Consider the following 22,547-nt stretch of genomic DNA (forward strand, 5'->3'; position numbering starts at 1 on the left):
CTTTCGAAGTAATTGCGAGAGTCTTGTTTAGTTTTCATGCTAATGCGTGTCCAATTAATGATGTTGTAATTCGGACATATCCCGATTTAACGGATCATTTTGTAACATGTTGTCTTCCCTCTTCATTCCTCATCTCAGAGAATTCTAGTGATTTATGGTAAAATAAGGTCTATATATGTGAGGACAAAGAGATGATTAATCGAATTACAGATAACAAATTTAAACTTGTATCCAAATATCAACCTTCTGGGGACCAACCACAGGCCATTGAACAGTTGGTGGATAACATCGAGGGTGGTGAGAAGGCACAAATCCTGATGGGAGCGACTGGTACGGGGAAGACCTATACCATGAGTCAGGTCATTGCCCAAGTCAATAAACCGACCTTGGTCATCGCCCACAATAAGACACTAGCAGGCCAGCTCTATGGGGAGTTCAAAGAATTCTTTCCAGAGAATGCGGTTGAGTATTTTGTTTCCTACTATGATTACTACCAGCCAGAAGCCTATGTGCCGTCGAGCGATACCTATATCGAAAAAGATAGCTCGGTCAATGATGAGATTGACAAGCTTCGTCACTCAGCAACTTCAGCTTTGCTGGAGCGTAACGATGTGATCGTTGTGGCTTCTGTCTCTTGTATCTATGGTTTGGGTTCGCCTAAGGAATATGCCGATAGTGTGGTGAGTCTGCGTCCAGGTCTGGATATTTCTCGTGATAAACTGCTCAATGATTTGGTGGACATCCAGTTTGAGCGCAATGACATCGACTTTCAACGAGGCAAATTCCGTGTTCGGGGAGATGTGGTCGAGATTTTCCCAGCTTCGCGTGATGAGCATGCCTTTCGCGTTGAGTTCTTTGGGGACGAGATTGACCGCATCCGTGAGGTTGAAGCTCTGACGGGCCAGGTACTGGGAGATGTGGACCACTTGGCCATTTTCCCAGCTACCCACTTCGTGACCAATGACGATCATATGGAAGTAGCCATTGCCAAGATTCAGGCGGAATTGGAAGAGCAGTTGAAGGTATTTGAAAAAGAAGGCAAGCTTCTGGAAGCTCAACGTCTAAAACAACGTACTGAGTACGATATTGAAATGCTACGTGAGATGGGTTATACCAATGGGGTCGAAAACTACTCTCGTCACATGGATGGCCGGAGTGAAGGAGAGCCTCCCTACACCCTTCTTGACTTCTTCCCAGAAGATTTTCTCATCATGATCGATGAAAGTCACATGACCATGGGACAGATCAAGGGAATGTACAATGGTGACCGTTCTCGTAAGGAAATGCTGGTCAACTATGGTTTCCGTTTGCCGTCTGCCTTGGATAACCGGCCACTGCGTCGGGAGGAGTTTGAAAGCCATGTCCACCAGATTGTCTATGTGTCAGCGACACCGGGTGATTATGAGATGGAACAAACCGATACTGTCATCGAACAGATCATTCGTCCGACAGGTCTACTCGATCCCGAGGTGGAAGTGCGCCCTACCATGGGACAAATGGACGATCTCTTGGGTGAGATCAATGCGCGTGTAGAACGGGGAGAGCGGACATTTGTCACCACCCTGACCAAGAAGATGGCAGAGGACTTGACCGACTACTTCAAAGAAATGGGTGTCAAGGTCAAATACATGCATTCGGATATTAAGACTTTGGAGCGGACAGAAATTATCCGTGATTTGCGTTTGGGTGTTTTTGATGTCTTGGTTGGGATTAACCTTCTTCGCGAAGGGATTGACGTACCTGAAGTCAGTCTGGTGGCCATTCTCGACGCGGATAAGGAAGGTTTCCTCCGTAACGAACGGGGGCTGATCCAGACCATTGGTCGTGCTGCTCGTAATAGCGAGGGTCACGTCATCATGTATGCGGACACCATGACCCAGTCTATGCAAAAAGCCATCGATGAAACAGCCCGTCGTCGTCAGATTCAAATGGCCTATAATGAAGAGCATGGGATTGTGCCACAAACCATTAAGAAGGAAATCCGTGACCTCATCTCTGTTACCAAGGCGGTTGCCAAAGAAGAGGACAAGGAAGTGGATATCACCAGTCTCAACCGCCAAGAGCGCAAGGAACTAGTCAAGAAACTGCAAGGCCAGATGCAAGAAGCCGTCGAAGTGCTTGACTTTGAGTTAGCAGCGCAAATTCGCGATATGATGTTGGAAGTCAAGGCCTTGGATTAGATAGGAGGGAAGAATGAAGATTTTAGTCATCAATGGGCATCCTGATAAGGAAAGTTACTGTCAGGCTATTTTTCAAACTATTGTCGAAACTATTGACTCAAATCGCCACGAGCTTAAAGTGATCAGTCTCAATGAAGAAGATTTTGATCCTGTCCTTCGCTATGGCTATCGAAAGCGGATGGAGGAAGATCCCTTTATTCTTCGTTCTCAAGAATGGATCCAGTGGGCGGATCACCTGATCTTTGTCTATCCCATCTGGTGGAGCAGTATGCCGAGCCTTATGAAAGGCTGGATCGATCGGGTCTTTACACCGGGAATTGCCTACTCGGCCAATGATCAGGGAAGTTTTATCTGGAATTACCTCAGAGGCAAGCAATTCAAGAAGTTGCTCAAAGGGAAAACAGCTAGTATATATGCGACCTCCATGGCCCCTACTTGGTGGTACAAGATTTTTTCAGGCCCTCTCAATATTCCAGATAGTTATGGCATCTCTGTCTTGAAGAATGCCGTATTGAACCACTGTGGGATCAAAACCAAGCGTGTCTGCATCTTGGGTGAAGTCGGCCGGGATGTAAACACCGCTAGCATGCGGAAACACCATCTCCAAAAGGTAGCAGCAGAAGTGAAAAAAATCTGAGTAAAAGTTAGTTTGTTCTAAATAGTGTCTTTAGTTGTATTTTGATTGGCTTTTGGTTAAACTATTAACATAATCTATAAAATATAGGAATGATTCAATATGCTACTTTTTATCTATATGATCTATGTCATTTATTCACTATCAAAAATGAAAAATGAAGGTAAAAGAGTCTCAATTTTCACTAATTTGATTGTTTACGGCTTATTGATACTCTCCTCGTTTATGCTCTATTTCAGTTTTTTGTCATTTTTATTTAGCCCGTTGCCATTTTTTGGCTTTCTAGCTGCTCTTGCTATTGGTGGTATGATGCTGTCTCTGAAAATAGTCATTGCCCTTGCTTTACTTTTATTATCGCTCAGTCTATTCTTAGATAGTAAAAATAGTGATCCGGATACGCCTCTGATTGATCATTGGCTACGGTTAGCAGTCCATATTCTGTTGATTATTATTTAAGGGGAGCACGCTATTCGTTTTATCTTAAACTCAAACCAATGTTTACATAGGAGAGGTCAATGATGAGAAAGCATTTGAATCTGTTTAGGATCCTGTATCTAATTCTTTTACTTTTTGTTATTGCTAACTTCATATTAGGCTTCTATGGTTACGCCTTTACTCCGCTCCTGTGGAACCCTTGGTTGTATCTAGGAGCAGTGACGATTTTTTGTCACATCTGGTATCGCTTTTATCTAACTCACGCAGTCAATTGGAAGAATGTAGTGGGGCTACTGTTTAGTTTCTTTGCTAGCCTGATCCTAGTATTATTCATTGTGTTTTTCTTTAGTTTTGATGGTCATGGTTCAGTAACGATACACTCGGAATATTATTTAAAAGAGAAGTCAATTGTCTTTCAAAGAGGCTCCCTTTTAGATGCCTTCGATGAATACCATGAGCTAGTAAATCCCTTTGTCATGAAAAAAGAGATAAAGAAAAAAGTTTATATTGATTAATTGTCAATATCATAGAAAGGAAAAATATGTCACGTACAACGCCTACTATACTGTGCAATCTTTGCATGGTCGAAGATCTTGAAAATGGGAAAGTAGTCCTCCAATACCGCTCACCTGAAAAGACTCACTGGGCTGGCTATGCTTTTCCAGGTGGCCATATCGAAGAAGGAGAAAGCCTTGTAGAATCCGTCATTCGTGAAATCTACGAAGAGACAGGACTTACAATTACAAATCCAAAACTGGTCGCAGTCAAAGACTGGCCACAAGATGAGGGCGGTCGTTACATCGTCTTTTGCTACAAAGCGACAGAATTTACAGGCCAGCTAAGATCGTCTGATGAAGGAGAAGTTTCTTGGGTTGAGAAGGACCAATTAGAAAAGTTGGACTTGTCCTACGATATGCTTCCTCTGCTGGAAGTGATGGAAGACCCGGACTTGTCTGAGTTCTATTATCGCAAACGGACAGACGATGATTGGGAAAAATTTCGCTATTAAGGAGTTGGGTAGACCAGCTCTTTTCTTATTCTTGTAAGAAGTGGAAAAAAGTAGTATGATGGAAGGGTTTAGGAATACCTGATCTAGGGGGATTTATTATATATGAAGGATTTTCACTTTGATGCCATTGCAGCATTTGAAAATTACGAGATCGAAACCATGAGAGATGGCCATGTGGTGGTGACAACCAAGGTGGTCGAATCCTCTCTTAATTATTATGGAAACGCGCATGGAGGATATCTCTTTACTCTGTGTGACCAGATCAGTGGTTTGGTCGTGATTTCACAGGGAGTAGATGGTGTGACCTTGCAGTCATCCATCAATTATTTGAAAGCAGGGCGTCTAGGAGATGTCCTAACCATCCATGGGCAGTGTGTCCACAGTGGGCGGACGACTCGAGTTGTCGATGTCGACATTACCAATCAGGAAGGTGTCAATGTCTGTAAGGCGACCTTTACCATGTTTGTAATGGGAGAAAGAGATGAATCAGCAAAAGTACGCATTTAAAAACTATATTTTTGATTTTTATGGAACCTTGGTTGATATCGAAACCGATGAGTCGAGTCCAGTCTTATGGGAGACCATGGCCCAAATCTACCAGTCCTATGGAGCTCATTATACAGGGGACAGCCTGCAAGTCCGGTATAAGGAGTTGGTGCAGCAAGCTGAGGAAAGTATCGCTAAGGAAAAACAAGTCACTTATCCAGAGATTGACTTGACTGTGATTTTCGTTCAACTCTATCTAGAGAGTCATCCAACTGGAGCCAGTGTCCATCATCTCAAAGAGTGGGGACGCTTGATTGCTCGGACCTTCCGTGTCCTCTCTCGCAAACGATTGGAGCTCTATCCGCACACGAAAGAAGTCTTAGAAGATATGAAGGCTGCAGGGTGTCGGATCTATCTCTTATCCAATGCCCAAGCGGACTTTACCAACCCAGAGATTGATTTGCTTGGCCTAAGAGAGATTTTCCATGATATTTATCTGTCGTCTGATGCAGGGATTCGCAAACCTCAGCGCGAATTTCTCATGAAAGTCATCAAAGAACACCAGTTGAATCCGGATAAAACGGTCATGGTAGGGAATGACTTCAGTACAGATGTGGCTGTAGCGAAAAGCATTGGCATGCAAAGTATCTTGATCAATACCTTTCCCTACTCGGACGAAGAATTACAGAATAAGAGTCAAGCAGGCGTGCGCGTGATTCGAGAGATTCAAGAATTGCAAGAAGATAAAGGTGATCATCAATTTTAGGAGGCCAAGTTGCCACTTCTTTTATTGAAAATGCTACAGTTAAACAGAATTTGTCAAATTTTCCCTTTCATGGTATACTATGGGAGTTAATTTTGTTAAGGAGATTGAAATGAATAACTTACCAAACTGTCCAAAATGTAACTCTGAATACGTCTATGAAGATGGTGCGCTCTTGGTCTGTCCAGAATGTGCTTATGAATGGAACCCAGCTGAAGTCGTAGAAGAAGAGGGTGTTGTAGCCATCGACGCGAATGGGAATAAATTGGCTGATGGCGATACTGTTACCTTGATCAAAGACTTGAAAGTGAAGGGCGCACCAAAAGATTTGAAACAAGGAACGCGCGTGAAAAACATCCGTATCGTCGAAGGTGACCACAACATCGATTGTAAGATTGATGGATTTGGCGCAATGAAACTCAAATCAGAATTTGTCAAGAAAATCTAAGGATAAGAAGAAATAGTTCTATATAAAGTACACAAATTAATAGAGTTGTTTAAGTTTATAAGGAACATTCCGCTGTGAGAAAAGTACTTGAAACAGTATTGTTTCAAGTACTCGGGAGTTTTGAAACTTTAGGTTCAAAACTAAGTCATGGAACTTCGAAGAAGTTCGCTGACGTCCGTCTTCACTTAAGGAAAGTTCCTGATTAAACTGAAGGGCCTAGCCCCTTTTCTTTTGGGAGAATACTATGAAATTCAAACTATTGTTTAGCTATCGTTTTCTATTGTTTATCTTGAGTGTGATTGGCGTTTATCTGCAACTGACCAAACATGGTGGCTTTGGGATGATGCTCTATTACACCATTTTGTCCAACATGTTGGTCATGTTCTTTGTGGGGGACATGGTCTGGCGCATGCTTCGTGGTCGTTCGACCCAGACTCAGGGCTATCTTCGCTTAAAGGGTGGTGTCACCATGTCTATCATGATCACCTGTGTCATCTACCACTTTATGCTAGCACCCATCGCGACACCTGAGAAGTTTTACCGCTTGGAAAACTTCCTCTGTCACTACATTGTTCCCTTGATGTTCTTCTTTGACACCCTGGTGATTGATAAACCGAAACAATACCGTAAGTCGGATCCATTAGCTTGGACCGTGCTTCCCTTGCTCTATATGGTCTTTGCCCTTCTCAACGGTTTGGTCCTTAAGTGGCCAGTACCAGGGGCAAAAGACAGTCCTTTCCCTTATTTCTTTATCAATGTCAATCGTTTTGGTTGGCTCTATGTGGTCAAGATGGCGAGCATCATTTTTGTTGCTTATTTACTAGCTGGATGTGGCTTGTTTGCCTTGAAGAGGATTGGGAAAAAAGGAACAGATCATCATTAAATAGAAGATTTGTGGATGTAAATCCGAACATTCATAGAAAATAATGAGTTTTTTCTTGCATCCCACTATAAACTGTGATATAGTATGGATAATTAAATAGTCCTTTAATCCTGTCCCGTGAGGCAGGCAAGGAGTCTGATCAAAATAAGGGGTGAACTAGATGCGTTCTAGGTCTTATCTCTTGATATTTTTCTGAAGCCTCCTTGAAAAGGGAGGCTTTTTTCTATCAATTAGGAGGAAAAGATGAAGATCAAAGAAGTCGTTGATGATTTGACCATGAAGCGAGCGATTACACGCATCACTTATGAAATCATTGAACGGAATAAGGATCTGAGCCAAATTGTTTTGGTAGGGATCAAAACTCGTGGCGTTTTCATTGCCAATCGCATCAAAGAAAGGTTAGCACAGCTAGAACAAATAGAAGTTCCAGTCTGTGAATTGGATACCAAGCCTTTCCGTGATGATATCAAAGTAACAGAAGATTCAACCGTTTTACCAGTAGATATTACTGGCAAAGATGTCATCCTGATTGATGATGTCCTTTATACAGGTCGGACCATTCGAGCAGCCATCGATAATCTTGTCAGTCGTGGACGTCCATCGCGTGTCAGCCTGGCAGTCCTAGTTGATCGTGGTCATAGAGAATTGCCGATCCGACCAGACTATGTTGGAAAGAACATTCCAACAAGTCGATCAGAGGAAATCATTGTCGAGATGACTGAGTTGGATGGTCAAGATCGCATCTTGATCGAGGTGAGTGAATAAGGTAGTTTTCAAATCGTCGCTATATACAGGAGCGACTGAGGAAGCCTCCTGTATCGTTTTCACATATGCATATCTTTGGAATGGAGTTACAACATGTCTACAAATCAAATCGCACTTAAAAACCTTGTCTCAATGGAAGCTTTATCAAACGAAGAAGTTATGGCTTTGATTAAGCGTGGGATTGAGTTTAAAAATGGAGCAAAAGCTCATTACGATGAGCAACACATCGTGTCTAATCTCTTCTTTGAGTCGTCAACACGTACGCACAAAGCATTTGAAGTGGCTGAGTTGAAATTAGGTTGTGACCTCCTTGACTTTGATGTGAAAACGAGCTCTGTAAACAAGGGAGAAACTCTCTACGATACTATTTTGACCATGTCAGCTCTCGGAGTTGATATCTGCGTCATCCGTCACCCAGAAGTAGACTACTACAAGCAATTGATTGAAAGTCCAACCATCACAGCCTCTATTGTCAACGGGGGAGATGGATCTGGTCAACACCCAAGTCAAAGTTTGCTAGACTTGATGACCATCTATCAAGAGTTTGGTCATTTTGATGGACTCAAGGTTTGTATCGCTGGTGACTTGGATCACTCACGGGTGGCAAAATCCAATATGCAAATCTTGAAACGCTTGGGAGCAACCCTTTACTTTGCTGGTCCAGACGAGTGGAGAAGTGCGGAATTTGAAGATTATGGAACCTTTGTGACGATTGATGAAGTGATCGAAGAGGTCGATGTCATGATGTTCCTCCGTGTGCAACACGAGCGTCATGATTATGAGTCACTCTTCTCAAAAGAGAACTACCATCGTTTGCATGGCTTGACACAAGAACGCTATGATCGTATGAAAGACACAGCCATCTTGATGCACCCAGCTCCAGTAAACCGTGATGTGGAGATTGCTGACCACTTGGTAGAAGCTCCTAAATCACGCATCGTGGAGCAAATGACCAATGGTGTCTTTGTCCGCATGGCTATCATCGAAGCGGTTTTAGCTGGACGTAAATAATATGTAAAAAAGAAAGGAGAAGTGAGAGAGTCTACAAAAAGGTGGTCTTTTCTCACTTTTCTTTTTGGAGTTTGTAAGGAGAATTTATGGTAAAACGTCTCTTAGTATTAGAAGATGGGACGGTTTTTGAAGGAACTGGTTTTGGAGCTGATACCTATGTCAGTGGGGAATTGGTCTTAAATTCTGCCATGACGGGTTATCAGGAGTTGATTACCGACCAGTCCTATAAGGGGCAAATTTTAGCCTTTACTTTTCCAGTTATCGGTACAACTGGGATAAACCGAGATGATTATGAATCTATTTTTCCTGGGTGTCTAGCAGTGGTGGTGCATCAATTAGCGAGTCATCCCAATAATTGGCGCAAACAGTTATCCTTGGATGCTTACCTGAAGAAACACAATATTCCAGGGATCCAAGGAATCGATACTCGAAAGCTGGCTAAAATTGTTACAGAACATGGAAGTATCAAGGCTACAGTGGTCAATGAGGGGGATGCGATCGAGCATATCTTGGACCAGCTTCGGGCAACCGTCTTACCTTTTGACCAAGTCCGCCAGGTGTCGACCAAAACCCCCTATGCTGCACCAGGGTTTGGTAAGAGTATCGTCTTGATCGACTTGGGCTTACGGCATTCCGTTTTGCGTCAATTGATTGCACGAGGTTGTAACGTCACGGTCGTTCCTTATTCAGTTAAATTGAAGGAATTAAAGGATTTGCAGCCAGATGGCATCATTCTATCCAGTGGTCCAGGGAATCCTCATCATATCGATGGTATTTGCCAGGTAATTGCTAAAATCGATCCTCATATTCCGATCATGGGGATTGGCTTGGGGGCAGAATTGCTGGCCCTTGCCCACGGAGGAAGCCTCGCGAAATTAAAAAGTCCTCATCGAGGTCTAAACATTCCTGTAAAAGAGGTGGCTACTGGAAAAGTCGAAATCACTAGTCAGAATCACCAGTACAACATCGAGCGCGATACTCTTCCACGAGATTTTCTGATCACCCATGAGGAACTTCATGATCACTCGATCGAGGCCTTTCGTCACCGCTATCTTCCCTTGATTGGTGTTCTCTACCATATTGAGTCCAGTCCAGGACCAAGGGAAAGTCTCTATTTCTATGACGAATTTATGGATCTGATTGAAAGTAAATTAGACGAAAGAAGGGAGGAGTTATGGTCATGAATCAAGTAACGCTGTTGTGTGCAGAATCCTTCAATGATGTCAGTTTGCTTGGAGCACTCACGTCTTGTCCCTTATTAAAAGAACGTGGTTATCAGACAGAAGTCCTCTATTGTGGAGACGAGAACGACATCACCAAAGAGGCAGGAGATGCTCTTTCGGTTATTCGTTTAAAGTTGGATAGTCTCAAAGAAGCCCTTCTAGCGACAAAAACAAAAAATTTACTGTTGTCTTTTGCGGATAAGCAAGTCCTTGGGCTATTATTCCGATTGGAGGAAATTGGATTTCTCAAGGAACACAAGATCCGTATTCTAGGAACTTCGCTTAGGCAGTACCGTACCTTTTACCACCAGGCAGACCAAAAATCATTTCTACAGGACTTGGGCTATCAAGTTCCTTCCTCATCCTTGGTTTCGACAGTCAGAGAGGCTATTGAGTTTTCAGAGCAGATCCAATTCCCAATTGTTGTTTGGCCACTTGCCAGCAAGCATGGGCAAGGTCGTCGGATTGCTAATAACTTGGACGACCTTTGTGATGCTGTCGAAAAAGGACTAGAAGTATCGCCACAGGCTCAGTGTTTGTTGGAGCTCTCAACGGTTGGTTTCAAGGAGTTGGAATACATCGTCGTCCGAGATCGTCAGGATAATTATTATCTTGCGGGAAACATTGAGAGTATCGACCCGGTTGGGATCCATTCTAGTGATTCTTATCAAGTCATCCCAAGTCTGACGTTGACAGATACTGAGCATCAGACCTTGAGAGAGGCAGCTTTGTCTATTGTTCGGCACTTGAGATTGGTTGGAGCGACATCCATCAAGTTTGCGCTAGATCCAAAGAGTTACCAATTCTATATTCTTGAGGTCAATCCTTTTGCTTCGGATTCCTTCTCGACCATGTCCATGGCCTTAGGTTATTCGATTTACCACCAGGCCTTATGCTTAAAATTAGGCGACCACCTTTTGGACCTTCCTCATCCTACGATGAAGGGTCTTACAGCCCTCTTTGAACCCACTCTAGATCGTATTTTCTTTAAACTACCCGTCTTTCCAATGGAAAAGGTGACAAAAGTTCTCAATACACAAATTCATTCAGTTGGTGCAATTCATGGGTTTGGTACTAGTTTGGAAGAAGCCTATCAGCAAGCCGTTGAAAACTTCGGTTCGGATCATTGGCCTAAGCATATTCTAAAAGAAGTTTCGGACGATGAACTCATCCAACGGATTGCCAAACGAATGCCATATCGCTTTTCATCTATCTTAGAGGCATTTCATAGAGGATTTGAGATGGAAGAAGTGAGTGACCTGAGCCGAATGGATCCGTTTTATCTCCAGTTTTTATATAATCTTTACTTGTATGAGCGACAGGAGAAGGAGCAACTATGTCCTGAGCTAAAATTACGTCCTTTGGATTTAACAGCTGGATTCGGTCAAGTTGGCGAAAGGTTTTCTTACTATACTTCTATCTGTGGCGAGAATGAGGCATCAGATTGGAGTCAATGGAGCTTATTGGTTGATCGAAGCGCTCCAGAAGATTCAAGCCAGATTCTTAGACTGATAGATCGCTTGAAGAAGGAGCATGAAAAAGGAAGAAAAGTAGCCCTTCTGACCCATCGTCCTTTTGTAGGACATGCGGCAGATACGTGCTTGCGAATCCCTCTTTCAATTTATGAGACTTACCAAGACCAGATTAACAGCCAGTTTGGTCAGGTAGAATATTTGGATGAATAGAAAAAGAGCTTCGGTCAAGATAACCGAAGCTCTTTGTTTAATCCAATAGTGTGGATTAGGAATGACTAACAATTCCGATGATGGTATCCACTGCACGTTCCATGGTTTGTAGGCTGACATATTCAAAGCGACCATGCATATTTTCGCCACCAGCGAAAAGGTTTGGAGTTGGAATTCCCATGAAGGAAATCTTAGAACCGTCTGTACCACCGCGGATTGGTTCGATAATAGGAGTAATGCCTAAATCTTCCATGACTTCCTTAGCCAAGTTGACTGGTGTCATATCTTTCTCGATGACCTGTTTCATGTTGTAGTACTGGTCTTTAAGGGTCAAGAGAACACGTTCGGCCCCAAGTTCTTGGTTCATCTTGCTTGCGATGTCTTCCATCATGGCTTTACGGGCTTCAAAGTTCTCTGTTTCGAAGTCACGGATAATGTAGCTAGTATGCGCTTCCTCAACAGTCCCCTCGATATTCATCAAATGGAAGAAGCCTTGGTAGCCATCTGTTTTTTCAGGGCGGTCTTCTTCAGGGAGTTGATTGTGGAAGTCAATGGCTAACTGAAGGGCATTGACCATTTGGTTCTTAGCAGTACCTGGGTGCACATTGCGCCCTTTAAAGGTAATTTCAGCTCCTGCAGCAGAGAAGGTTTCGTATTGCAATTCACCAAGAGGACCACCGTCCACTGTATAAGCGAAGTCTACATTGAAATCTTCTGCATCAAACTTATCTGCTCCGACTCCGATTTCTTCATCTGGTCCAAAGCCAACTCGGATTTCGCAGTGTTTGATTTCTGGATGAGCATTCAAATATTCGATAGCTGTCATAATCTCAGCAATCCCTGATTTGTCATCTGCACCAAGAAGGGTCGTACCGTCAGTAGTAATCAAGGTTTGACCTTTGTAGTTATGGAGGTTAGCAAAATCAGCTGGATCTAGTGAATAACCAGAATCACCAAGAGGAATAGCCCCACCATCATAGTTTTCGATGACTTGAGGGCTGATATTCTCAGCATTAAAGTCAGCTGTATCCATATGAGAGATAAAGCCAATCTTTCGGGTGAGACTTGGATCGTTTGCTGGTAGCGTTCCGATAGCAAAACCATTTGGAAGGTAGTAGACATTCTGAAGTCCAACTCGTTCCATTTCAGGAAGCAGTACATTCTTTGCAAACTCTACTTGAGAAGCTGTACTAGGAGTTGTTGTTGAAGTCTCATCAGAGCGAGTGTTGACTTTGACATAGGTTAAAAAACGTTCTAATAATGTTGGGTATTTCATTTGTTTTTCCTTTTCTAGTTCTGTGCTTGTAAAACATAGCGCTTGATAGCAGTAGCGACACCGTCTTCTTCGTTAGAAGTAGTAGTGACATCAGCCAAGGCTTTAATAGGAGCTGAAGCATTGCCCATAGCAACTCCAAGACCCGCGTACTCAATCATTTCAATATCGTTGTTCTCATCCCCGATAGCCATGACTTCTTGCCTTGGTATTCCCAAGTATTCAGCCAGTGCCTTTAAGCCGGTCGCTTTATTTACCCCTTTAGGAAGGATCTCAAATAGGATCGGTTGGGAGCGAATAGTGTGGAAGCGCTGGGCTAATACTTCTTCATAGGTTTCTTGAAAGACATCAATCTGCTCTTTCTTATCGATAAACATTCCTTGGAAAATCGGTTGTGCCTCAAGAATTTCTTCTAGGCCAAGTGACACGGGGACTGCAGAAACGATGCTAGCATCCATTTTAGCTATTTCAGAAGGTTCCTTATTCAAAATGATATAACGATTTAAATCGAACAAACTTAATTGAGGATGAATTTCCTGCGTCAACTGATCGAGATAACCCAAATCTTCTTCAGATAAGGCATTATAACTGATGACGGACCAATCTGATGATTTGACAGTTGTACAACCATTATTAATCACAGAGTAGGAGTGGTTACTTTTGAAGCCAATTTCTTCAAAAATTGGACGAACACCAGAGAGAGGGCGACCTGTACAGATAACGACATGTACACCAGCAGCTTCAGCATCCAAAAGAGCCTGCTTATTAGCAGGACTAATGGTTTTGTCTGGTGATAAAAGTGTCCCATCTAAATCAATAGCAACTAATCGAATCATAGCTCATCCTCCTTAGCTGGAAGAAAGCTAGCAATGACTTTTCCGATGACCCTCGGTTCCTCTTCTAAAGGAATAATCTTATCACTATACTTTTTATTGAGGGAAACGAGACGAATTCCTTGGGCTTCACGGAAGACACGCTTGATCAAGGTTTGCCCGTCGTACTCAATAGCATAGATTGCACCGGCAGTATCGTAGAAAGTTTGCTTGATTAGGGCAACAGATCCCTTTGGATATTTAGGTTCCAGTGAGTCTGTATGAATCCAAAGTGCTAGATCGTAGGCCAGTTTTTGATCAAACCAAACCAAATCTCCCTTAGAAGCACTTTGACTTGCAGCATAACTATCGAAGACGGTATATGGTGTGTATTTTTTCTCGATACGTTTCCGTTCAGCCTGTAAAACCAACAAGCGATTGGCTTCCTCTAAGAGTGAATCTTGAAAATCCTCATCCAGTTGCTTATAGATAAACTCAATCTTAGAATCCTCCAAGGTATCTGGTTGTCCATAACGAGGATCTAGGTCAGAGATGGGGATTTCAAAGAAGCTAGCAATCTTTTCTAAGTTCTCACTGACTGGAAGAGAAGTCCCTTTCACATAGCCAGTCAAAGTACTAGCTGGAATACCAGTTGTACGAGATAAATCGACCTGTTTCTTATTTTGAACCTTTAATAGTTCTCTTATTTTTTCGGAAATAATGCGCAAAGCCTCTTTATCTTGTGGGCTTGCTTTTCCACGTCCTCTTGCCAAGAGCTTCACCTCCTTTTTACATTACAACTTATTATAGCGAATTAAATCGAAAAAGTAAATAGAAATCCTTTATTCTTCATTAGTTATTTTAATTCGAATTAAATAGCACAAAGAAATAATCTGTTAATATATTCTAAAACTTGATATTTTTAGGTATAAGGTCTAAAATAAAGGAAAAGACTTCATGGAGGTTGAAGTATGATTCGGACCATTCAAATTAAAGATGCAGGTCAAATTCGTGATTTGTGCCACCAGGCATTGGGGTATGATTCAACTGTTGAGAAAGTTGCGACTCAGATTGATAAGTTTAATCAGCCAGATTCGGGTCACTTTTGCTTTGTTTACGAAGAGGACCAAACTGGAAATATTTTAGGATATGTCGAAGCAGAAGCCTATGAGAGTATATATAGCGATCCGGGTCTAAATGTTTTAGGACTTGCTGTTTTCCCTTCTGCCCAAGGATGTGGGATTGGTCGGCAATTGATGGAGCGAGTTGAAACTCTTGCTCGAACTCATAACTATTCCTTTATTCGTTTGAGTTCAGCCTCTCATCGTAAAGATGCCCATGTTTTTTATGAACATATAGGTTATGAAGGAAATAAAACACAGAAGCGATTTTTGAAAATAATGGATTAAGATAGGCAAAGGCCTATCTTTTTTGTTATAATATACTGAATAGTTTTATAAGGATGAAAAAATGAATTTAGAAGAATTAAAGAAACGACAAGAGAAGATTCGGAACTTCTCCATTATCGCCCATATTGACCACGGAAAGTCAACCTTGGCGGACCGAATCTTAGAAAAAACCGAGACCGTTTCTAGTCGGGAAATGCAAGCCCAGCTTTTGGATAGCATGGACCTAGAACGGGAACGTGGGATTACCATCAAGCTTAATGCCATTGAGTTGAATTACACGGCTAAAGATGGGGAAACCTATATCTTCCACTTGATTGACACACCGGGACACGTGGACTTTACTTATGAGGTTTCTCGTTCGCTGGCTGCCTGTGAGGGAGCCATTCTCGTAGTGGATGCGGCTCAAGGGATTGAAGCTCAGACCCTAGCCAATGTTTACCTGGCTTTGGATAACGATTTGGAAATCCTGCCAGTTATCAATAAAATCGATTTACCAGCTGCCGATCCAGAACGGGTGCGCACAGAAGTAGAAGACGTCATTGGTCTGGATGCCAGTGAGGCAGTCCTAGCTTCAGCCAAGGCTGGTATCGGGATTGAAGAGATTTTGGAACAAATCGTTGAGAAAGTTCCAGCTCCTACTGGGGATGTTGCTGCTCCATTGCAAGCCTTGATCTTTGACTCAGTATACGACCCATATCGTGGAGTTATCCTTCAAGTTCGGGTGGTTAATGGTATGGTGAAGCCTGGCGACACCATCCAGTTGATGAGCAATGGCAAGACCTTTGATGTGACTGAAGTAGGGATTTTTACTCCTAAAGCGGTTGGTCGTGATTTTCTTGCGACAGGAGATGTTGGTTATATTGCAGCATCTATCAAGACTGTTGCGGACACCCGTGTCGGGGATACGGTGACTCTAGCGTCCAATCCTGCTAGCGAGCCTCTTCATGGATACAAACAAATGAATCCAATGGTCTTTGCAGGTCTTTATCCAATCGAATCCAACAAATATAACGATCTTCGGGAAGCTTTGGAGAAGTTGCAATTGAATGACGCTAGTCTTCAATTTGAGCCAGAAACATCTCAAGCCCTTGGTTTTGGTTTCCGTTGTGGTTTCTTGGGACTCCTTCATATGGATGTTATCCAGGAACGCTTGGAGCGCGAGTTCAATATTGACTTGATTATGACAGCGCCGTCTGTAATCTATAAGGTCAATTTGACAGATGGAGAAGTGCTGGATGTGTCCAATCCGTCTGAGTTCCCAGATCCAACCAAGATCGCTTCGATCGAAGAACCTTATGTCAAAGCGCAAATCATGGTGCCGCAAGAGTTTGTCGGAGCTGTCATGGAATTGGCCCAACGCAAACGTGGGGACTTTGTGACCATGGACTACATCGACGAAAATCGGGTTAATGTGATCTATCAAATCCCACTGGCGGAAATAGTCTTTGATTTCTTTGATAAATTGAAATCTTCTACGCGTGGTTATGCGAGCTTTGACTACGAGCTGTCTGAATACCGTCCATCTAAATTGGTTAAAATGGATATCCTTCTTAATGGCGATACCGTCGATGCCCTCAGCTTTATCGTTCACAAGGACTTTGCCTATGAACGTGGTAAATTGATTGTTGAGAAGCTCAAGAAGATTATCCCTCGTCAACAGTTTGAAGTGCCTATCCAAGCAGCCATCGGTCATAAGATCGTTGCACGTACAGATATCAAGGCTCTTCGTAAGAACGTCTTGGCCAAGTGTTATGGTGGGGACGTCTCACGGAAACGGAAGCTTCTTGAAAAACAAAAAGCCGGTAAGAAACGGATGAAAGCTATCGGATCTGTAGAAGTACCACAGGAAGCCTTCTTGTCAGTTCTTTCAATGGATGAGGAGTAAGCTTCTCTCTGAAATATTCCAACAAATCAAACGTCCCGCTAGGGGCGTTTTTCTATCGGACTAGACAAATAGCGCTTTCAAATCTTCATTGAACGTGATAAACTAGAGGTATTAAAATCCATCACAAAGGAGAGGAAAGATGAAAAATAAGTTCCTACTAGCGACTGTCTCGGTCTTATCAGCTATTGCCCTTGTAGCTTGTAGCACACCTAAAAAAGAGTCTAGAAAACCATTGTCATCTGAATCTAGTTCCACTGAGGTGGTAAAAAAGAGTAAAAAATCCTCTAGTAAAAAGACTTCTAGCAAGGTAGAGTCAAAATCATCGGATGATACCAAGAGTTCTGTCGAAACCAAACGGATTGGTTCTGCAGATTATGGTTATATCGATATCCCAAGCAAGTGGATTAAATTTACAGATATAGATGGCGGAGACAGCATTCAATTTACAGATGGAAGTGCCTACAATATCGTTACCATGAACGGGTATACCAAAGAAAAAGCAAATGTCGGTGAAGGGGAAGTCTTCAACGCAGAGTTGATTGCGAACCGAATTGCTTATTATTGGAAAGACAATAAAGAAGTAGAGAAAATGTGGGGAGCGAAGACCACTGTCTCAGGGAATGAAGCCTTGCAGCTGAATATTATCCTTAAATCTGGACAGTACCTCATTACTTGGGTCTTCCAAAAGGATGATAAGGTATACTTGATGTCTTTTGAAGGGGATCCAGAGACCTTGGCTCAATTCATTCCTTACATTGAAGAAACTTGGAGTTTGGATGAGAAAGGTCCAAAAGCCTAAGTTCTTATGAAGAATAAGCCAATATGTCTAAGCTAGAAAGGGTCTGATAAAAGTCATGAGGCGCTGGAAAAGCAGCTACTATGGGAAATTGAATTTCTCTTAATCGAAGATCTTGAGGGTAGGATAGAATGAATGGTGTCTTCCATTTATTTTAACCTGCTCTTTTTTGTTGAGTATGGTATAATGCTCTTATCCATTTAGCAATTAGAAAGTAGTTTATGTCTCAAGAAATTGACTTAGAAAAATACCATCAGTTAGCGGTTCAAAAGCAAAAGGAGCACCGCAAGGTATTGGCGAATCTGAAAAAGAAGCCTCTTAAAAATCTAGATAAAATAGCCCAAGAGATCCACGATGAAGTCTTTCAAGAAATTGATTGTACAGCCTGTGCCAACTGCTGTAAGACCCTAGGACCCGATTTTAAAGAAGCAGATATCACGCGCATCGCCAAGTATTTCAAGATGAAGCTTCCAGCTTTTGAGGCGGAATTTCTTCAAGTCGATGAAGATGGGGATAAGGTTTTTAAATCCATGCCTTGCCCTTTCTTGGGTGGTGATAATCTCTGTTCCATCTACGATGTGCGTCCCAAGGCTTGCCGAGAATTTCCTCATACAGACCGCAAGAAAATCTACCAGATCAACCATCTGACTATCAAGAATACCCTCACTTGCCCAGCAGCTTATTTATTTGTAGAAAAATTGAAGGATCGTTTGTAATGACATATACATTTTTACTTTTTGACCTAGATCATACCTTATTGGACTTTGATACAGCAGAGGAAGTAGCCTTAACGCAATTTCTCCAAGATCAGGGGGTTCAAGATATCCAAGCCTTTAAGGATTACTACAAACCCATGAATCAGGGGCTCTGGAAGGATTTGGAGCAAAAGAAGATTAGCAAGAAAGACTTGATAAACAGCCGGTTTGCCATCGCCTTTGCCCATTTTGGTAGAGAGGTAGATGGTGAAGAGATGGCCTTACGCTACCAGGACTACATTAGTCAACAGGGACAGACTTTCCCAGGAGCAGAAGACTTGTTAGCCAAGCTAGTAGAAAGAGGTTACCAACTCTATGGTGCTACCAACGGCGTTACTGCTATTCAGCAAGGGCGCTTAAAGCAATCATCCATTACCCCTTATTTCAAAGAAATCTTTATTTCTGAACAATTAGGAACTCAAAAACCGGAAGTGGCCTTTTACGAAAAGATCAGTAACTTGATCCCAGGATTTGCCAAGGAACAAGCTCTCATGATTGGGGATTCTTTGACGGCGGACATCGCTGGAGGCAATGCTGCGGGGATTGATACTGTCTGGTACAATCCGAATCACAAAGAAAATACCAGTCCAGCAGTGCCGACTTATGAAGTGGATTCTTATGAGGCCTTATTGGCGCTCTTGCGAAAAGATTAGCCTAGTACGGATAACAGTTGCTTTCAGTTAGAGGTAAAAAGGAATTGACCTGAAAAGAAGGAGAGTGTAAACGGGGATAAATGATTAGAAAGAGTTTATTTTTTCAATTTCTTATTCGACTAGCTTATATCCTCCTATTAGCTGGTGCAGCTTTCTATCTGTTATTCTTGTTAAATGGGATGGATTGGGATCAAGCTACTATCCAGGAAAGAAAAGGGTTTCGAGCGTGGATCATGCTTGGCTGTACGGTTTCTTTCATTCTCATTCGGCAAGTATTCGAATTTGTTCGTCTGATTTGTAAAACAAGCAGAAAAGGCAGAGAGTTTTCGCAGGAATGGATCGAATCAATCTCTTTGCAGGAAATAGAGAAGGAAGCGGAATTCAGAGAACCGAGGTTGAAATTACTTGTATATAAGGGCTATTTGATAACCTATCGGTCTTGTTTCGACTATCTGAGAATAGATGAGGACATTTGGAAAATCCAACTTCAGAAATTTCAAAAGTATAGTTATAGTAGATACTCTGGTAGAAACAAATCACTTCTTCCTCCTAAGTATTTTCTTGTGTTAAGGGATTTTGACTACAAGGAATACTATCTCGCTATTAGCTATCAGAAAGAGGAGTGGCATCACTTTTGGTCCTATCTGATCAGGGAATATCCATGGATAGAGTGCAGCGGTGATGTGGAGGAACATCAAATATAAGCGTTTCTTTAAGAATCTGAACAAGCTTTGTTCAAATTTCATTCCATTACAAACTAGCTCTCGGGCTAGTTTTTTGTTATTATGGAAAAATGAATATATTTAAACAAATACCATTCAATATTAAGAAATGGGTCGGCTACCTAGTTCGTGCATTCTTCACGGTGGTCGCTCTCTTGATTTGTTTTCTCTTTTATTTTACTAATCAAGAAGAAAAAGAAATCCAACAGCAAATTTCTGGCTTTTATCAGGAAGCAGGATTTAAAGGAGACCTACATTTTAAAGCAGCTAAACTCCATGGGATGTCGACCAAATATGCTTATACCTATCAAGAAAGAGTTGAGGGAAAGACGGTTCAGTTTGACTTTCCCGATGCGACTCATCTATCAAAAGAAGAAACTGGGAAAAACTATGACACGGCAGGAGAACTGGCTCAACATTACAACAGTTGGTTAGTAGCTCCGTTCTTCGAAAGAGCCTTTACGGAATCTCAAGGATTTCAACAAGTGACGCAAGAGATAAAAGAGCGATTCCATCAACAGGGCCTCGAGGTAAGCGAGATTCGTCTCCAGTTACCAATACAAAATCCCGATTTTGAAGATCAGTTAGCAAGAGACTTGCTAGCTGCCGAGAAAGCTGGAGAAACGGATCTTCGAGGGATTCTAACCTTGGATTATGCTACCTACCGCCAAATTAAGGGATTTTCCTTTACCATCACAGTGACTTCCCTCGCCAAAGAATTTGAAGGAAAGCACTCGGGTGTATCCGGTCTTCCTCCTGGGAACTATGTGATTGAATCGGATTCCAAAGATGAAGGATCTTATTACTTTGAGATCGATTAAAAAATTTTTAATAGTGTCAAGTTTTTTTCTTGACAGGTCTATAAAATGTGTTATAATAGATCATGTGCTAAATAGCTTGTCTATTTCACCGAAAATTAAAATATAGAAAAGAGACTTATAAAAATGGCAGTTAAAATTCGTTTGACTCGTATGGGTTCTAAGAAAAAACCTTACTACCGTATCAACGTAGCAGATTCACGTTCACCACGTGATGGACGTTTCATCGAAACAGTTGGAACTTACAATCCACTTGTTGAAGAAAACCAAGTAACTTTGAAAGAAGACCGCGTTCTTGCATGGTTGGCTGATGGAGCTCAACCTTCAGATACAGTTCGCAATATCCTTTCAAAAGAAGGTGTATTGAAGAAATTCCACGATTCTAAATTCTCAAAATAATCATAAAGTAGGTTGATGTATGGATACGATTGAAAATCTTATTATTGCAATTGTGAAACCCTTGATTTCACAACCGGATGCCTTAACCATCAAGATCGAAGATACTCCTGAATTCTTGGAGTACCACCTTGACCTTGATCCTAGCGATGTTGGTCGAGTGATCGGTCGGAAAGGTCGCACCATTTCTGCGATAAGAACGATTGTCTACTCTGTCCCAACTGAAGATAAAAAAGTAAGAATCGTTATTGACGAAAAATAAAAGGCGGGACTCTGTCCCGTTTTTTTGTTGCAAGGAGAAGCTATGAAAGAAGTGACCATTCGGCAATTACAAGCCTATTTAAAAGAACATTACAAAGACGGTCGTACGGAAGAAGGTTTGTTTATCAAGCTCGTCGAAGAGGTTGGGGAAGTTGCCGAGGTCTTAAATGGTCGTTCTGGACGAAAAGAAGGGGTTCAGGACTCAAATGAGGAATTGGCCAAAGAACTGGCTGATATCATACACTATACGGTTGCCATCGCTGCCATTAATGAGATTGACCTTACTAAAACAATTTTTGAAAAAGATAAAACAGCAGCTGTCAAATACCAGCACCAGAAGGATTTGGAGCAGTTTCTAGCAGAAAAGAGCATTTGAGAAAATCCTTTGAACGTGATAAAATAAAACGTAAGGTTGTTAAGTGAATTGTTGTTTAGAAAGAGTTGTTTTGATATGAACCGATTTGAAGTAACTACAAAGATTGGTTGTTTCTCTGTTACTTATAAAAAGAGAAATAAAGTACTAGTTTGTTTAAATGGTGCTGGTTTGATACCGAGTTATGAAAATTTTCTACCAATACTTGAAAAACTTCCTTCCTCAATAGGTTACCTTACGATTGATTTTCCGAATACAGGTAGGAGTCCGATTCATAATCAAACAGGAATTAATTTGGATAATCTTGTTGAAGCGGTATACGAAATCCTGAAAGGATTGGAAATTTCCAATTATATACTTTGTGTTCATAGTTTAAGTGGTGTTTTGGCTTTAAAGTTAATGAGTCAACCAATTAAGTGTCAAGCCTTGATAGCAATTGAACCAACAACAAAAAATATAATGTTTGCTGATTTTTCAAAAAATCCTTATCCAAAAATGGAAGAGCAAATGAGAATGATCGAAGAATGTGGTCCGGAAAATTATTTTAAGGGACTAACTCAAGCAACATTTGAACCTGAAACTGATAGACTGATTTGGAAATTGATGGAAGAAAAGGGCTTAGAATTGGAAAAGCAAGTTCCTGGATTTCAGATATCTGTAAATATTACTTCTGAAGATTTTGATAGTTTGTCCTTAGCAGATAATATTCCTGTTTTCGTATTTTGTCAGGCGTACAGAGAAAAAGAGTACAGAGATTCAGAATATTGGAATTCTAATACAAAACTCATTCTAGGTGGAAACCACCACTATCTACAGTGGTCAGAATCGGAAAAAATTGCAGCTCTTATTAGAGAACTGTAGAGATAAATTAA

General features: G+C 41.7%; 27 protein-coding genes. 24 read left to right on the forward strand and 3 right to left on the reverse strand.

Annotation, left to right across the window (positions count from 1 at the left end; all coding sequences use genetic code 11):
* Positions 1 to 191: 191 nt before the first annotated feature.
* From uvrB to ADF75_RS01185, 13 genes are all read left to right on the forward strand, one after another.
* Complete coding sequence (uvrB, locus tag ADF75_RS01125; RefSeq protein WP_048788837.1) at positions 192 to 2,180, forward strand: excinuclease ABC subunit UvrB; 1,989 nt, start codon at positions 192 to 194, stop codon at positions 2,178 to 2,180.
* Positions 2,181 to 2,193: 13 nt separating this feature from the next.
* Positions 2,194 to 2,817, forward strand: coding sequence for an NAD(P)H-dependent oxidoreductase (locus tag ADF75_RS01130; protein ID WP_048788838.1), 624 nt, complete (start codon positions 2,194 to 2,196; stop codon positions 2,815 to 2,817).
* Between the two features lie 99 nt (positions 2,818 to 2,916).
* Complete coding sequence (locus ADF75_RS01135; protein WP_048788839.1) at positions 2,917 to 3,270, forward strand: hypothetical protein; 354 nt, start codon at positions 2,917 to 2,919, stop codon at positions 3,268 to 3,270.
* Between the two features lie 59 nt (positions 3,271 to 3,329).
* A complete protein-coding gene (locus tag ADF75_RS01140; protein ID WP_048788840.1) occupies positions 3,330 to 3,764 on the forward strand; it encodes a hypothetical protein in 435 nt (144 codons plus the stop codon).
* A gap of 26 nt (positions 3,765 to 3,790) precedes the next feature.
* Positions 3,791 to 4,258 carry an 8-oxo-dGTP diphosphatase gene (locus ADF75_RS01145; protein ID WP_185776837.1) on the forward strand — a complete coding sequence of 156 codons (468 nt, stop codon included), beginning with the start codon at positions 3,791 to 3,793 and terminating at the stop codon, positions 4,256 to 4,258.
* Positions 4,259 to 4,360: 102 nt separating this feature from the next.
* Positions 4,361 to 4,765: a PaaI family thioesterase gene (locus ADF75_RS01150; protein ID WP_048788842.1), complete on the forward strand. Its 405-nt coding sequence runs from the start codon at positions 4,361 to 4,363 to the stop codon at positions 4,763 to 4,765.
* Positions 4,740 to 5,510: an HAD family hydrolase gene (locus ADF75_RS01155; protein ID WP_048788843.1), complete on the forward strand. Its 771-nt coding sequence runs from the start codon at positions 4,740 to 4,742 to the stop codon at positions 5,508 to 5,510. Before ADF75_RS01150 ends, ADF75_RS01155 begins: the two co-directional genes overlap by 26 nt.
* A gap of 109 nt (positions 5,511 to 5,619) precedes the next feature.
* Entirely contained in the window at positions 5,620 to 5,955 is a 336-nt protein-coding gene (locus ADF75_RS01160; protein ID WP_009731127.1) for a zinc ribbon domain-containing protein YjdM, read from the forward strand.
* Positions 5,956 to 6,199: 244 nt separating this feature from the next.
* Entirely contained in the window at positions 6,200 to 6,838 is a 639-nt protein-coding gene (locus ADF75_RS01165) for a Pr6Pr family membrane protein (protein ID WP_048788844.1), read from the forward strand.
* Between the two features lie 243 nt (positions 6,839 to 7,081).
* Positions 7,082 to 7,603, forward strand: a complete 522-nt coding sequence (gene pyrR, locus ADF75_RS01170; RefSeq protein ID WP_006596278.1) for a bifunctional pyr operon transcriptional regulator/uracil phosphoribosyltransferase PyrR — start codon at positions 7,082 to 7,084, stop codon at positions 7,601 to 7,603.
* 93 nt (positions 7,604 to 7,696) lie between these two features.
* A complete protein-coding gene (locus tag ADF75_RS01175; protein WP_048788845.1) occupies positions 7,697 to 8,614 on the forward strand; it encodes an aspartate carbamoyltransferase catalytic subunit in 918 nt (305 codons plus the stop codon).
* An 86-nt stretch (positions 8,615 to 8,700) separates the two neighbouring features.
* Complete coding sequence (locus ADF75_RS01180) at positions 8,701 to 9,798, forward strand: carbamoyl phosphate synthase small subunit (protein ID WP_048788846.1); 1,098 nt, start codon at positions 8,701 to 8,703, stop codon at positions 9,796 to 9,798.
* Positions 9,795 to 11,522 carry an ATP-grasp domain-containing protein gene (locus ADF75_RS01185; protein ID WP_239665187.1) on the forward strand — a complete coding sequence of 576 codons (1,728 nt, stop codon included), beginning with the start codon at positions 9,795 to 9,797 and terminating at the stop codon, positions 11,520 to 11,522. Before ADF75_RS01180 ends, ADF75_RS01185 begins: the two co-directional genes overlap by 4 nt.
* 55 nt (positions 11,523 to 11,577) lie before the next feature.
* Here the strand turns inward: ADF75_RS01185 and pepT are convergent, their stop codons facing one another.
* Genes pepT through ADF75_RS01200 form a run of 3 tightly spaced genes read right to left on the reverse strand, consistent with a single transcriptional unit; the run spans position 11,578 to position 14,380 of the window.
* The gene (gene pepT / locus ADF75_RS01190; protein WP_048788848.1) at positions 11,578 to 12,798 is read right to left on the reverse strand and encodes a peptidase T; all 1,221 of its coding nucleotides are present in this window, start codon (positions 12,796 to 12,798) and stop codon (positions 11,578 to 11,580) included.
* 14 nt (positions 12,799 to 12,812) lie between these two features.
* Positions 12,813 to 13,631 carry a Cof-type HAD-IIB family hydrolase gene (locus ADF75_RS01195; protein WP_048788849.1) on the reverse strand — a complete coding sequence of 273 codons (819 nt, stop codon included), beginning with the start codon at positions 13,629 to 13,631 and terminating at the stop codon, positions 12,813 to 12,815.
* Positions 13,628 to 14,380, reverse strand: a complete 753-nt coding sequence (locus tag ADF75_RS01200; RefSeq protein WP_048788868.1) for a LexA family transcriptional regulator — start codon at positions 14,378 to 14,380, stop codon at positions 13,628 to 13,630. The genes ADF75_RS01195 and ADF75_RS01200 overlap by 4 nt, the downstream gene beginning before the upstream one ends.
* A gap of 198 nt (positions 14,381 to 14,578) precedes the next feature.
* Here ADF75_RS01200 and ADF75_RS01205 point away from each other — a divergent pair, with 198 nt between their 5' ends.
* The 11 genes from ADF75_RS01205 to ADF75_RS01255 all read left to right on the forward strand — a co-directional run bounded on the left by ADF75_RS01205 (position 14,579) and on the right by ADF75_RS01255 (position 22,536).
* The gene (locus ADF75_RS01205) at positions 14,579 to 15,016 is read left to right on the forward strand and encodes a GNAT family N-acetyltransferase (protein ID WP_048788850.1); all 438 of its coding nucleotides are present in this window, start codon (positions 14,579 to 14,581) and stop codon (positions 15,014 to 15,016) included.
* A 61-nt stretch (positions 15,017 to 15,077) separates the two neighbouring features.
* A complete protein-coding gene (gene lepA / locus ADF75_RS01210) occupies positions 15,078 to 16,901 on the forward strand; it encodes a translation elongation factor 4 (protein ID WP_048788851.1) in 1,824 nt (607 codons plus the stop codon).
* A gap of 139 nt (positions 16,902 to 17,040) precedes the next feature.
* Positions 17,041 to 17,700, forward strand: a complete 660-nt coding sequence (locus ADF75_RS01215; protein WP_048788852.1) for a hypothetical protein — start codon at positions 17,041 to 17,043, stop codon at positions 17,698 to 17,700.
* A gap of 218 nt (positions 17,701 to 17,918) precedes the next feature.
* Positions 17,919 to 18,413, forward strand: coding sequence for a YkgJ family cysteine cluster protein (locus ADF75_RS01220; RefSeq protein WP_048788853.1), 495 nt, complete (start codon positions 17,919 to 17,921; stop codon positions 18,411 to 18,413).
* The gene (locus tag ADF75_RS01225) at positions 18,413 to 19,105 is read left to right on the forward strand and encodes a YjjG family noncanonical pyrimidine nucleotidase (protein ID WP_048788854.1); all 693 of its coding nucleotides are present in this window, start codon (positions 18,413 to 18,415) and stop codon (positions 19,103 to 19,105) included. Before ADF75_RS01220 ends, ADF75_RS01225 begins: the two co-directional genes overlap by 1 nt.
* Positions 19,106 to 19,185: 80 nt before the next feature.
* A complete protein-coding gene (locus tag ADF75_RS01230) occupies positions 19,186 to 19,809 on the forward strand; it encodes a hypothetical protein (protein WP_048690666.1) in 624 nt (207 codons plus the stop codon).
* 89 nt (positions 19,810 to 19,898) lie between these two features.
* Positions 19,899 to 20,648: a hypothetical protein gene (locus ADF75_RS01235; protein ID WP_048788855.1), complete on the forward strand. Its 750-nt coding sequence runs from the start codon at positions 19,899 to 19,901 to the stop codon at positions 20,646 to 20,648.
* A gap of 123 nt (positions 20,649 to 20,771) precedes the next feature.
* A complete protein-coding gene (rpsP, locus tag ADF75_RS01240; RefSeq protein WP_006596292.1) occupies positions 20,772 to 21,044 on the forward strand; it encodes a 30S ribosomal protein S16 in 273 nt (90 codons plus the stop codon).
* 19 nt (positions 21,045 to 21,063) lie between these two features.
* Positions 21,064 to 21,303 carry an RNA-binding protein KphA gene (kphA, locus tag ADF75_RS01245; RefSeq protein WP_003001620.1) on the forward strand — a complete coding sequence of 80 codons (240 nt, stop codon included), beginning with the start codon at positions 21,064 to 21,066 and terminating at the stop codon, positions 21,301 to 21,303.
* A 42-nt stretch (positions 21,304 to 21,345) separates the two neighbouring features.
* On the forward strand, positions 21,346 to 21,678 hold the full coding sequence (locus ADF75_RS01250) for a MazG nucleotide pyrophosphohydrolase domain-containing protein (protein ID WP_006596293.1): 333 nt from the start codon (positions 21,346 to 21,348) through the stop codon (positions 21,676 to 21,678).
* Positions 21,679 to 21,753: 75 nt separating this feature from the next.
* On the forward strand, positions 21,754 to 22,536 hold the full coding sequence (locus ADF75_RS01255; protein WP_006596294.1) for an alpha/beta fold hydrolase: 783 nt from the start codon (positions 21,754 to 21,756) through the stop codon (positions 22,534 to 22,536).
* Positions 22,537 to 22,547: the final 11 nt, after the last annotated feature.

The sequence above is a fragment of the Streptococcus sp. 1171_SSPC genome, assembly GCF_001069335.1.
In the GTDB taxonomy this organism is placed as follows: Bacteria; Bacillota; Bacilli; order Lactobacillales; family Streptococcaceae; genus Streptococcus; species Streptococcus xiaochunlingii.

What these genes read in the sequence shown, in the direction of transcription:
- uvrB (WP_048788837.1), top strand. Translation starts at nt 192, where the DNA reads ATGATTAATCGAATTACAGATAACAAATTTAAACTTGTATCCAAATAT.
- ADF75_RS01130 (WP_048788838.1), top strand. Translation starts at nt 2,194, where the DNA reads ATGAAGATTTTAGTCATCAATGGGCATCCTGATAAGGAAAGTTACTGT.
- ADF75_RS01135 (WP_048788839.1), top strand. Translation starts at nt 2,917, where the DNA reads ATGCTACTTTTTATCTATATGATCTATGTCATTTATTCACTATCAAAA.
- ADF75_RS01140 (WP_048788840.1), top strand. Translation starts at nt 3,330, where the DNA reads ATGATGAGAAAGCATTTGAATCTGTTTAGGATCCTGTATCTAATTCTT.
- ADF75_RS01145 (WP_185776837.1), top strand. Translation starts at nt 3,791, where the DNA reads ATGTCACGTACAACGCCTACTATACTGTGCAATCTTTGCATGGTCGAA.
- ADF75_RS01150 (WP_048788842.1), top strand. Translation starts at nt 4,361, where the DNA reads ATGAAGGATTTTCACTTTGATGCCATTGCAGCATTTGAAAATTACGAG.
- ADF75_RS01155 (WP_048788843.1), top strand. Translation starts at nt 4,740, where the DNA reads ATGAATCAGCAAAAGTACGCATTTAAAAACTATATTTTTGATTTTTAT.
- ADF75_RS01160 (WP_009731127.1), top strand. Translation starts at nt 5,620, where the DNA reads ATGAATAACTTACCAAACTGTCCAAAATGTAACTCTGAATACGTCTAT.
- ADF75_RS01165 (WP_048788844.1), top strand. Translation starts at nt 6,200, where the DNA reads ATGAAATTCAAACTATTGTTTAGCTATCGTTTTCTATTGTTTATCTTG.
- pyrR (WP_006596278.1), top strand. Translation starts at nt 7,082, where the DNA reads ATGAAGATCAAAGAAGTCGTTGATGATTTGACCATGAAGCGAGCGATT.
- ADF75_RS01175 (WP_048788845.1), top strand. Translation starts at nt 7,697, where the DNA reads ATGTCTACAAATCAAATCGCACTTAAAAACCTTGTCTCAATGGAAGCT.
- ADF75_RS01180 (WP_048788846.1), top strand. Translation starts at nt 8,701, where the DNA reads ATGGTAAAACGTCTCTTAGTATTAGAAGATGGGACGGTTTTTGAAGGA.
- ADF75_RS01185 (WP_239665187.1), top strand. Translation starts at nt 9,795, where the DNA reads ATGAATCAAGTAACGCTGTTGTGTGCAGAATCCTTCAATGATGTCAGT.
- pepT (WP_048788848.1), bottom strand. Translation starts at nt 12,798, where the DNA reads ATGAAATACCCAACATTATTAGAACGTTTTTTAACCTATGTCAAAGTC.
- ADF75_RS01195 (WP_048788849.1), bottom strand. Translation starts at nt 13,631, where the DNA reads ATGATTCGATTAGTTGCTATTGATTTAGATGGGACACTTTTATCACCA.
- ADF75_RS01205 (WP_048788850.1), top strand. Translation starts at nt 14,579, where the DNA reads ATGATTCGGACCATTCAAATTAAAGATGCAGGTCAAATTCGTGATTTG.
- lepA (WP_048788851.1), top strand. Translation starts at nt 15,078, where the DNA reads ATGAATTTAGAAGAATTAAAGAAACGACAAGAGAAGATTCGGAACTTC.
- ADF75_RS01215 (WP_048788852.1), top strand. Translation starts at nt 17,041, where the DNA reads ATGAAAAATAAGTTCCTACTAGCGACTGTCTCGGTCTTATCAGCTATT.
- ADF75_RS01220 (WP_048788853.1), top strand. Translation starts at nt 17,919, where the DNA reads ATGTCTCAAGAAATTGACTTAGAAAAATACCATCAGTTAGCGGTTCAA.
- ADF75_RS01225 (WP_048788854.1), top strand. Translation starts at nt 18,413, where the DNA reads ATGACATATACATTTTTACTTTTTGACCTAGATCATACCTTATTGGAC.
- ADF75_RS01230 (WP_048690666.1), top strand. Translation starts at nt 19,186, where the DNA reads ATGATTAGAAAGAGTTTATTTTTTCAATTTCTTATTCGACTAGCTTAT.
- ADF75_RS01235 (WP_048788855.1), top strand. Translation starts at nt 19,899, where the DNA reads ATGAATATATTTAAACAAATACCATTCAATATTAAGAAATGGGTCGGC.
- rpsP (WP_006596292.1), top strand. Translation starts at nt 20,772, where the DNA reads ATGGCAGTTAAAATTCGTTTGACTCGTATGGGTTCTAAGAAAAAACCT.
- kphA (WP_003001620.1), top strand. Translation starts at nt 21,064, where the DNA reads ATGGATACGATTGAAAATCTTATTATTGCAATTGTGAAACCCTTGATT.
- ADF75_RS01250 (WP_006596293.1), top strand. Translation starts at nt 21,346, where the DNA reads ATGAAAGAAGTGACCATTCGGCAATTACAAGCCTATTTAAAAGAACAT.
- ADF75_RS01255 (WP_006596294.1), top strand. Translation starts at nt 21,754, where the DNA reads ATGAACCGATTTGAAGTAACTACAAAGATTGGTTGTTTCTCTGTTACT.